13 protein-coding genes are annotated in these 10,026 nt (G+C 64.9%); 6 read left to right on the top strand and 7 right to left on the bottom strand.

The window, feature by feature from the left end:
- Nucleotides 1-149 precede the first annotated feature (149 nt).
- Nucleotides 150-953: a class I SAM-dependent methyltransferase gene (locus NA3_RS26440; protein WP_062966314.1), complete on the top strand. Its 804-nt coding sequence runs from the start codon at nt 150-152 to the stop codon at nt 951-953.
- Between the two features lie 195 nt (nt 954-1,148).
- Here NA3_RS26440 and NA3_RS26445 read toward each other — a convergent pair whose 3' ends face one another.
- Nucleotides 1,149-1,475: a putative quinol monooxygenase gene (locus NA3_RS26445; protein WP_062966315.1), complete on the bottom strand. Its 327-nt coding sequence runs from the start codon at nt 1,473-1,475 to the stop codon at nt 1,149-1,151.
- Between the two features lie 151 nt (nt 1,476-1,626).
- Nucleotides 1,627-2,616, bottom strand: coding sequence for a zinc-dependent alcohol dehydrogenase family protein (locus NA3_RS26450; protein WP_062966316.1), 990 nt, complete (start codon nt 2,614-2,616; stop codon nt 1,627-1,629).
- 100 nt (nt 2,617-2,716) lie between these two features.
- Here NA3_RS26450 and NA3_RS26455 point away from each other — a divergent pair, with 100 nt between their 5' ends.
- Nucleotides 2,717-3,658, top strand: coding sequence for an AraC family transcriptional regulator (locus NA3_RS26455; RefSeq protein ID WP_218021902.1), 942 nt, complete (start codon nt 2,717-2,719; stop codon nt 3,656-3,658).
- A gap of 15 nt (nt 3,659-3,673) precedes the next feature.
- Here the strand turns inward: NA3_RS26455 and NA3_RS26460 are convergent, their stop codons facing one another.
- The 5 genes from NA3_RS26460 to NA3_RS26480 form a co-directional block, all read right to left on the bottom strand.
- On the bottom strand, nt 3,674-4,171 hold the full coding sequence (locus NA3_RS26460; protein ID WP_128145164.1) for a hypothetical protein: 498 nt from the start codon (nt 4,169-4,171) through the stop codon (nt 3,674-3,676).
- Nucleotides 4,135-4,389: a helix-turn-helix transcriptional regulator gene (locus tag NA3_RS26465; protein WP_062966318.1), complete on the bottom strand. Its 255-nt coding sequence runs from the start codon at nt 4,387-4,389 to the stop codon at nt 4,135-4,137. Before NA3_RS26465 ends, NA3_RS26460 begins: the two co-directional genes overlap by 37 nt.
- A 433-nt stretch (nt 4,390-4,822) precedes the next feature.
- Complete coding sequence (locus NA3_RS26470; RefSeq protein ID WP_062966319.1) at nt 4,823-5,749, bottom strand: haloalkane dehalogenase; 927 nt, start codon at nt 5,747-5,749, stop codon at nt 4,823-4,825.
- Nucleotides 5,750-5,771: 22 nt separating this feature from the next.
- On the bottom strand, nt 5,772-6,215 hold the full coding sequence (locus tag NA3_RS26475; RefSeq protein WP_062966320.1) for a TIGR03618 family F420-dependent PPOX class oxidoreductase: 444 nt from the start codon (nt 6,213-6,215) through the stop codon (nt 5,772-5,774).
- Between the two features lie 368 nt (nt 6,216-6,583).
- The gene (locus tag NA3_RS26480; RefSeq protein WP_062966321.1) at nt 6,584-7,636 is read right to left on the bottom strand and encodes a fatty acid desaturase family protein; all 1,053 of its coding nucleotides are present in this window, start codon (nt 7,634-7,636) and stop codon (nt 6,584-6,586) included.
- Between the two features lie 445 nt (nt 7,637-8,081).
- Between NA3_RS26480 and NA3_RS37795 the strand changes: the two genes are divergently transcribed.
- From NA3_RS37795 to NA3_RS38255, 4 genes are all read left to right on the top strand, one after another.
- Complete coding sequence (locus NA3_RS37795; RefSeq protein WP_062966322.1) at nt 8,082-8,399, top strand: type VII secretion target; 318 nt, start codon at nt 8,082-8,084, stop codon at nt 8,397-8,399.
- The gene (locus tag NA3_RS26490; RefSeq protein WP_062966323.1) at nt 8,396-9,121 is read left to right on the top strand and encodes a hypothetical protein; all 726 of its coding nucleotides are present in this window, start codon (nt 8,396-8,398) and stop codon (nt 9,119-9,121) included. Before NA3_RS37795 ends, NA3_RS26490 begins: the two co-directional genes overlap by 4 nt.
- A 4-nt stretch (nt 9,122-9,125) precedes the next feature.
- The gene (locus NA3_RS26495; protein ID WP_062966324.1) at nt 9,126-9,620 is read left to right on the top strand and encodes a hypothetical protein; all 495 of its coding nucleotides are present in this window, start codon (nt 9,126-9,128) and stop codon (nt 9,618-9,620) included.
- The coding region (locus NA3_RS38255; protein WP_218021903.1) for a hypothetical protein at nt 9,617-10,026 on the top strand (410 nt) is incomplete at its 3' end. The genes NA3_RS26495 and NA3_RS38255, both read left to right, overlap by 4 nt.

A 10,026-nucleotide genomic window follows, 5' to 3' on the forward strand; every position in this document is an offset into this window, starting at 1 on the left:
CCCCGCGCCACCACCGACGGTGCGAACACGCGGTTCATCGGATGAGGCTTCGATCGCGCCGGGACATTCCCTGGTGCCTGACCAGAGGCCGGCTCTCAGCCTCATCGGTGCCGCACAATGGGCCGAAGAACCGATCGGGAAGGGCACCGATGACAACTCCATCGCTCACCTCCGAGTACGCAAGCCTGGACGCTCTTCGAACCCGCATCCGGACGCACCGGCTCTATTCCGAGACCGACGACGACGTGAACACCTCGGTCGTCGATGCCTTGCGACTCGACGGATCCGAGTATCTAATCGATATCGGTTGCGGGACAGGCGAATTCCTCGCTCATCTGGCCGAGGGTGGGCATGTCGGTCGGTTGTGCGGACTCGATACCTCGCAGTCGGCCGCGGCGGCGGCAGCCCGGCTTCCAGGGGCGGTCGGCATCCGTGCCACGGCACAGCAGATACCTGCCCGCGACGGGACGTGGGATTGCCTCACGGCCAGGCACATGCTCTACCACCTCGACGACCCGCTCGGAGCCCTCCAGGAGTTCCGGCGGGTCATCCGCTCCGGCGGCACGGTATGTGTCGTCGTCAACCACGCCACAGCATGTGCACGGACCCGCGACCTTGTGGCCGCCGTCGCCGCCCGCTACGGATTTCGGGAGCCGCCGGGGATGCTCAACCCCACCGTCGACTCCGACACCGTGCCCGCCATGATGCGAGATGTCTTCGGCAACGCCGACGTCCGATCGTTCGACAATGCACTGGTCATCCCGGAACCCGAACCCGCGATTCGGTTCGCGGAATCGCTGTTCGCGTTCTTCGGCGTCGCACCGGCCGCACCCGGATACTCCGAAGTCCGCGCCGAGGTGGAGGCCGAGGTGCGCGGCTGGTTCGCAGCCAACCCGGGCCGGCCGTGGCGAGATCCGAAGGGGTACACGGTAACCACGGCCATCAGGGCGTAGGCGCTTCCCGATCGGCGGCGACCGTAGTGCCGTCCCGGTCGGTCTACCGTGCCTGTTGGGTGGTGATCCGGCAACTGGAGAACCGGAACGGCCAGTCGAGCCGCGGAGCCCCGCTCATGCGGAATCGGCGCAGCGCGGATTCATGCTGTCGCGGTTGGGATTCGGAGCTGAGCGGGCCGCGCGGGCGGCAAACGATCATCCCTCGGTGAGCCGGCCGCCGACATGGACGGTGTGGCCGTAGGACCCGTCGGGCTGCTGAGCAAGGAGCGGCGGAATCCGCCGAGAGACCGCCGCGACCGGCTCGGAACGAGTGGTTTCGTCGTGCGCGTCCTTATCGCGCCACAGCTGAGTCAGCCAGATCGTGTCCGGGTCGTCGAAGGCGGTGTTGATGCTGTAGTGCAGCAGGCCGCTGCCCTCGCCGCCGGCGCGAAACCCTTCGACCAGCACAGCGATCAGCTCGTCACGCTGCCCGGGCAGGGCGGTCATTCGCCCGTAGACGCTGAACATATTCCCGCTGGACATACAGTGTCGCCTTTCGCCTGCCCACCCTGCGTCGAGGCTACTCCGCGGCGGCATACGGGATGCGCTCCAAAACATGTATGCATGAGCTGGATTCGCGACGCAGGGTGGGCCGTTCCTCACGGCGTCCTCGTGACCTCGCCCTTTTCGACGCTCAGAGTTTGACGACGATCTTGCCGGTGTGGGTGCTGGACTCCATCAGGCGGTGGGCGTCGCGGATGCTGTCCAGGCCGTCGAAGACCGCGCCGACGTGCGGGCGGAAAACACCGTCGCGGATGCCGGAGGCGATCCAGTGGTTGATGCGTCGGCGGCCGTCGGCGGTGACCGACAATTCCATGTTGGCGTAGCCGAGGATGCGCAACGGCCAGTTCATCGGCATGGCCATCGGGCGCTGGTCGAGCCAGCCGTAGACGACGACTGTGCCGTTATGCGCTGCGGCAGTGCTCAATTCGGCGAGGCCGGGCCCGCCCACGGCGTCGAAGATCACCTGCGCGCCGACGCCGTCGGTGATGCGGCGGGTCTCGGCCACGACGTCGGTATCGGCGGAGGCGATGACGTGCGCGGCTCCGTTGTCGAGCAGGTATCGGCTCTTCTCGCCCGTTCGAGTCACCGCGATGGGGATGGCGCCGATGCGGGCAGCGGTCTGCAATGCGGCGATTCCGACGCCGCTCGATGCCGCGGTGATCAGGACGTGGTCGCCGGGCCGCAGGCCGCCGGTTTCGATCATGCCTCCGCATGCGGTGGAGTAGGTCAGCCAGGTGGCCGCGCCGGTGACCGCGTCGAGGCCCTCCGGGCGCGGGACGACGGACTCCACCGGCAGCACCACCCGCTCGGCGTAGACCCCGGCCGAGCTCATCTCGATATTCGGGCCGGTCGAAACCTTGTCTCCCACAGCGAATTCGGTGACGGCGTTGCCGACCGCTTCGATCACTCCGGACGATTCGTAGCCGAGTCGGGAGCCCGGGAGCGTCGGCAGGTAGTAGTAGGTGCCGGCCCGGAACAAGGCCTCCGCCCGGTTGAGCCCGAGCGCTTCGATGCGGATGAGCACCTCCCTCGGTCCAGGGGCGGGCAGGTCGAGGTTCTCGATGGTCAAGACCTCGGGGTCACCGAGTTCGTGGAAGACGACGGTGCGTGTAGTTGTCATGCCACCGACGTTATGTACCAGCGGAGAGATGATCTATGCGTGAAAGTCTTGCGGAAATGTCTGTTCGTCTCGGTGCGTGGATCGCGGCTACCATGCGGATATGGGCTTGGACGTACTCAGCGATGCCGTCGCGACGATGCGAACCGGGCGTCCGCACTCCTCGCGTCAACACAAGTCGGCCCCGTGGGGAATGCGCTTCCCCGCGTCCGACGGCACGGGCTTCCATGTCGTCCTGGAAGGTTCGGCCTGGCTGCTCGTCGAGAACCGCGAGCCCACCCCGCTCGGCCCCGGCGATATCGTGTTTCTGCCGCACGGCCGCGGCCATGCACTGGCCAGCGATCCGGCCGCGCCGCTGCGCGCGGTGAATCCGCTCCCCGACGGATCGTGGCCCACGCCCGCGTCCGATCCGCAGGACCCCGGCGCAGCCCGTACGTTATTGCTTTGCGGCGCATACCAACTCGATCGCCGACGCGCTCATCCCTTGCTCACCGATCTGCCCGATGTCGTCCATCTGCGCCCACGGGTCGGTGCGCACCGCTCCCTGCGCGCGGCAGTGGAGCTGCTCGGCACCGAACTCGAGGAATCACAGCCCGGTTCGGACGCGATCGTCACCTCCCTGCTCGACACGCTGCTGCTCTACATTTTGCGCGCCTGGTGGTTGGACACCGAGGACGACGGCACCCCTCGTAACGGCTGGGCCGCCGCACTGGCCGATCGCTCCGTCGCCACCGCCCTCCGCGCCATCCACACCAGCCCGGAAAAGCCATGGACCGTAGAGGAACTCGGCGCCCTCGGTGGCCTGTCACGCGCCGCCTTCTCGCGGCGCTTCACCACCACGGTCGGCCGTTCCCCCCTCGCCTATCTGACCTGGTGGCGCATGACTCTCGCCAGCCGTCTGCTCCGCTCCGACGACACCCCGTTGCACACCGTGGCCCAACGAGTCGGCTACACCTCCGAATTCGCCTTCGCCAAGGCTTTCAAACGCGAGTACAGCACTCCCCCGGGACGCTATCGCGCTGCTGCACTCGGTCTTCCGCGGTGAGCTTCGGACGGACCGCTAGTCGAAACTGTCGTCCTCGGGAAGTTGCTGCGCTGCGGATCGGCGCCGAACGAGTTTTGCGACGACTACGGCAACCGCCGCTCCGATCACACCGCCCACGACCGCGCCCAACAGACTCTGCGGCAACGAATCCGACGGCAAGGTGCGCCACAGGAAAACGATCAGCCAGGCGGCGATCAACGGATACGTCGTGGCATAGGCGATCCGTTTGCGCCGCGGCGGAAAGCCCTTCAGCACCGTCTGCATGTCGATGCCCCGCCGCGCGCAATAGCGGAGCAGCAGGAGCGATGTGAGGCTGGGTAACACGAAGATCAGCAGCGATACCAGAGTGGCATCCGTCGCCGCGGCGACGATCGCGATCGCGTAGCAGCCGTACATCGTCGCGCACAGCGCCATCGTCGAGCCTCGATAGAACTCCTCGCGGGCGCGCTCGTCACCCCAGGCCGGCTCGTCTGGCGCTAGGAAGATGTCTTCGAATGCAGTGGTTTTGGCCATGTCCCCTCCAGATCTTCGGTCCAGAAAATGTCTTCCACCGTCGTTCCCAGCGCACGGGCGATCCGCAATGCGAGATAAACACTCGGCGCGTAGTCGCCTTGTTCGATCGAGATCACGGTTTGCCGGCTGACACCGACCGTCGTCGCCAACTGCGCCTGGGTCATCCGGCACTCGCGCCGCCGCCTCCGTACCGGATGCTCCTGCTGATCGCCGACCACGAATCAAATGTTAAGGATGTTTGACATCGGATGTCAAGGAAACTTGTCTTTTCCGTCTCGGACCGTCCGCAGTCCGCACGACCGCGATGTCAGCTCGGATTCCGTCCGGATCCCGCTCTCGGCCCGCTACGTCGCTGTCGGCCGAACCTGCGATGGAACGCATCGTTCATGGCGCGCTTCGACGAGCGCAGAGGCGCAGGACATCGCATCCCACCGGCATCAACCTCGTGCGGTTATGTCCGCCAGCGCCTTCGTCGATCGTGCCGACGATCGCACAGCTCCAGCCCCAGCACACCTGAGACGTCTCCCGGCAGTGTGATTTCCTGTGGCCGCACCATCGCACGCGAGTAGGCGCGCCCGGTGTCCCTGACGGCGGTCATCGGTGGCAAGCGGACGGTGGCAGTGATCGAGTCGGCACGCCGATCCGGCCGCCTCAAGCAGGCGACTTGTCCAGTGGCGTCGCACGAACGAAGTCGACGACTACCGCAGCGAGTTCTTCGCCCTTGTCCTCCTGAAGGAAGTGCCCGGCCGAGGTGATGGTCACCGGTGAAGGTGCCGCGGCGCCAGGGATTTTCGAGTACAGGACCTTGTCCCCGCCGCGCGTGATCGGATCCGAGTCCGAGAAAGCGCACAGAAACGGACGCTCGAACGTCTCCAGGACTGCCCACGCCGCCCGATTCGCAGGTGCGGCGGGATCCTCCGGACTGGTCGGAACCAGGAGCGGGAACTGCCGGGCGCCCTGCTTGTAGGTATCGTCGGGGAAGGGGGCGTCGTAGGCGGCGATTACCTCGGGAGAGAGGTCGGTCCGGCAGGCGCCGTTGACGATCTTTCCGGCTCGGAAGTCGGGTGTGTCCTGGCTGAAGCGCTGCCAGGCGAGAAACGCGTCGCCGGGATGGCGGTCACCGGTCGGCAGGAACGTATTCGCGGCCACCACGCGTGCGAAACGTCCGGGATGCTCACCGACCAAGCGCAGCCCGATCAGGCCGCCCCAGTCCTGGCATACGAGGGTGATCCGGTCGAGGCCGATGGCTTCGATCGCCGCCCAGGTCCAGTCGACGTGCGCCTGATAGGTGTAGTCGGCACGGTCCGCCGGCTTGTCGCTGCGACCGAATCCGACCAGGTCGATCGCGACCGCGCGCAGGCCCGCCGCCACCAGGACCGGGATCATCCGCCGATACAGATACGACCAGGACGGCTCACCGTGCAACAGCAGCACGACCTCACCCTCGCGCGGCCCCTCGTCCAGGTAGTGCATCCGCAGTGTGGAACCGTCACCCGCCGGCACCTCGACGTAATGCGGTTCGAACGGAAAGTCCGGCAGCCCGGCGAAACGTTCGTCGGGTGTTCTCAATATCCGCATGGCCCAATCCCTTTCGGCGAGGTTAGCTGCCGTTGCTGTACACCCGAGTCGGTTCGACCAGAACCGCCGCGCGGCGTTCCGCCGCCATCACGCGGTCGTACTCGTCCCAGTCGTCGTGCTCACCACCAGCCGCTGTGAACACATCACGCAGAAGCCGGCGCAACCCCTCGGCGTCGATCCACGGCTGCGGATCGTCGGGCCCGGCGATCTGAGCCCGCCCCTCCACCGTCGCCCACGCCCAGCCTTGCCGGAAAGTGGCGCTCACCTGCGGACGAGCCCGGAGATTCGCGAGCTTCACCTTGCCGTAGGTAACGAAGCCCAGCACCGGCTCACCCGTCGAAGGATGAGCCAACAGCCCGACGTTGACCAGCGTCGACTGAATGGTCTCGTCGGATCTGAGCGTGGAGACGACAGCGAGCCCCTTCTCGGCGCGACCGAGTTCCACCGCCTGTTCCAGTGTGGTCATCACATCTCCCGTGGTTGGGTGCTCCGATCCTCGCACGGCCCATTGTGCGCTCGGTGGGATTGCGCGGCTGTCGTCACGCAGCCGAGTCCACCGAAGGACGTCGACTTGCCCAGCTTGCGCGATTTCCCAGACGTCGGAGCCGAATTTTCCGTGCAAACCTCCACAAGAATGCGAGAAAACTCGAAAAATCGGCGAACTTTGCACGATTAGTTCACCGCAACCACAGCCCGGTCGATGATCAACCACCCGGAAGAGTGCGGGCCGCCCAGGACGCCCCGCAGTGGCGCTGACGTGGCAACAGCGGACAGCCGTCCAATCTTGCCGGGCTTACTACGCGCTGTTGCCGCGTGCGGTGATTCATCCCGAGGTCAATCGCCTGCACGCAGCGGCGCACCGACCTGATGCAGATGCCTCAGCGCCTCCCGGTACGAGGAGATCAGCCCCGTCTCGCGATACGGCACGCCGATCTCGGCACAGTAATCGCGGACGATCACCTGGGCATGCCGCAAATTCGGAGTCGGCATGCTCGGGAACAAGTGGTGCTCGATCTGATAGTTCAGCCCGCCGAGGGCGATATCGGTGAACGCGCCACCACGCACATTGCGCGAGGTCAGCACCTGCCGGCGCAAGTAGTCGGGCCGGTCGTCTCCGGACAAGGTCGGCATGCCCTTGTGGTTCGGCGCAAAGATACACCCCATGTAGAGACCGAACAGCGCCTGGTGCACGGCGAAAAACGCAAAAGCCTTGTCGGCAGGCAGGATTGCGAGCAGGACGCCCAGATATCCAGCGAAATGGCCGAAGAGCAGCGCCCCCTCCAACACCCGATGCCTGACCGCCCGGTTCCGAAGCGCACGGACCCCGGCCACATGCAAATTCAGCCCCTCCAACATCAACAGCGGGAAGAACAGAAACGCCTGCGCCCGCCCGATCAGCCGAGGCAACCCACGACTGCCCCGCGCCTGCCGCTGCGACCAAACCAGCACGTCCGGCGCGACATCGGGATCGAGCTCCTCATGATTCGGATTGGCGTGATGCCGAGTGTGCTTGTCCTGCCACCACCCATACCCCAGCCCGATACCCGCATTCCCGACGATCCGCCCCATGATCTCGGTCGGCCGCCGAAGCCGAAAGACCTGCCGGTGCGCGACATCGTGCATGACAAGCGCGACCTGAGCGAATGTGACGGCCATGAACGCCGCGATCACAAGCGTCCACCACGAGTCGCCGACGAGAACGAACACCACCCAGCCGGCGACGAACGCGCCCCCGACGAGGCTGAGCCGGATGGCGTAGTAGGCGGGTCGGCGGTCCATCAAGCCCGCGTCGGAGATACGACGAAGTAGTCGGGCGTAATCGCCGTCAGCGCCGGCGCGCCGCGATGATCGTGGGGATGAGTCGGTAACCAAAGCCGGTGTCGTCATGTTTCTTCCTGAGAGCTGGGTCGGAGAGGCCACGCCCACCCTCGATATCGACCGATCGATATCGATCGAGCACACAGCGGGATTGCCTGAGATGGAGTGGCGTTCGATACCCCGAAGCTATCCGCCGAATTCTCGTTCCTTCTCATCCCTTGGTATGACAGGGAATTGGGCTGTGGTGTGGTACGAGCGCTCCGTCGCGGACGAGGCTATGCGGCATAGATTCGCCGTGTTCTGCAGGTGCACAGGATATTTCGTGTTGCACCGGCGTCGGATCACGTTCAATCCAGACGCACCCCCACATCGCGGGGAGTACATTGCGCGGAGATGTCCGGCCACGTGGTCAGTCACCAGTCACGTCCCAACCGCGGGTTGTTCACCGGAACCGACTGCGGTCGCCGTCCGTCCAACAGATCAGAAGTGTTCGACCCGCCACACAAGGAGCGCAATGACCGACTTCCAAGTCGTACCCGACGATGTGGACAAGTTCAGCGGCGCACTGCGTGATCTCGCGGGCCAGGCCGGCGCAGCAGGCACCCACGTGACGAAGTGGTTCAACCTCTCGGACGCCCACACCGGCATATTCGTGGAGGTCAAGGGAATCGTCGAGCACATTCGGCAAAACCTCGAGGACAACTACAAGCACCTCCAGACGCTGACCGACGGCTCAGCGACCGAACTCGCCAAAGCCGCCCAGCTCTATCGAACAACCGACTACGAGCACGCTCGGCAGCTCGACGAGACGTATCCGGGGAACGCGCGATGACCCGCCCCGAAGAGACACTGGTCGACCCTCAGGCCGAGGATCCGATGCCGGGTCTGGTGTCGTTCATCGCCGGCGGGAATTTCGTCTCTCCCGCCTACTACATCTCGACCACGATCAAAACCCTCGTCGGCTTCGACGTGTTCGGTTGGGCAGGAGAGAAGGTCAATGGCGACTGGGAGGCGGTAGCGAAGGCCGCCGGAGCCGCGGGCAACCTGAGCCGCTTCAATTCGGCGTATGCGGAGTCGATCAACACTCAGTGGCAGCAGACCGCCGGTGCCACCTGGCACGGTCACGCCGCGGAGAGCTCGGAAACCTACTTCAAACATCTCGCCGCCTGCGTGGAGTTCCAAGTTCGCCCGCTCGAAGAGATCGAACGGCAGCTGACGAATATCAGCACCGGCATGCGGGAACTGGGCCGCCGAGTCGGAGACTTTCTGCAGGACATCTCCGATTTGGCCCTGCTCTGGCTCGCGTCGCAAGCGGCCGAGGCGGTTCTCGCTTCCAGCCTGGTCGGTGCTCCCGCTGCCGCGGCCCAGGCCGCAGTGTCGGCCGCCTACCTGGTCCAGATCGTGGCGAAGGTGGGCCAACTCATCAAACTCGTCACCACCGCGTACAAGGCCATCTACGGGATGATCGGATTGCTGAACGCACTGTCCAGCCAGACGACACCGGAAAACCTTCCCCCACTGCCGAATTCATCCTACGACCACCCGGGAGTCTGATCGAATGGAAAATCCGTCCGAAGTCAGCTTCGACGTGGCCCACGGCGACATCGCAGTGTCCCGCCAACTGCGCCGTTCCCTCGAAACGATCAAGTCCGCCGTAACCGATCCCGCTCTGCGAAAACAACTCGACGATGTGCTGAGCGGCCGCCGCAGCATGCGGGACTTCGGTACGTCCGACGCCTTCGCGGGCATCATGGACTCCGTGCCTGCGAGCCAGCTGAATCGAGCTCTGACAATGTCGGAAGACGAGCGGCAGGCTCTGGCCCAGGTCGGAGAACAGGAACTCGAAAGTCTCCGAAGCGATCAGCACGAGACCGCGCCCACTCCGCCTCCGGAGAATGTACCGCCGGCTCCCTCGACCGCAGCGAAAGATACTGGGAGCCCGGTGATCCCACGCACGAGAAAACCGAATCGGGAACAGCTGTACACCCCCGAGGAACCGGACGAAGACGATCTCTACTTCCAACAGCGACGCAACCAAGGATGGCTCGAGTGAGCCCCCGCTCCGCCGCGCAAACCGATGTCGCAGTGCGGATTCACCTCCGCGAAGACTTCGCCGAAGACCCCGACTTCGATCCTCAGGAAACGTTCGTCCTACGACTGGCCGACGAGCTACCCGACATATGCACGCGTCACGGCGAGACCGCAATCGAACAGCGCGACAAAGACTTCGACTTCAGGCCGAAGACTGTCCGACGTTCCGCGGAACAACAATGGATACAGCGGACCCCGTCGTATGAGGTTCGATTTCTACTGCGAGGTTTCTACCGCATCGCCACATTCAGATGGGTCGAGGTCAACCCACCATCCACCATCCTCGAGGGAACGTGGCCGATCTGCGCGAAATGTAAACGCACAAGCCAGCTTTGCCAATACACCGGACATGCGATCGTCCTTCTGTC

This window comes from Nocardia africana NBRC 100379, assembly GCF_001612635.1.
Classification (GTDB): Bacteria; Actinomycetota; Actinomycetes; order Mycobacteriales; family Mycobacteriaceae; genus Nocardia; species Nocardia africana.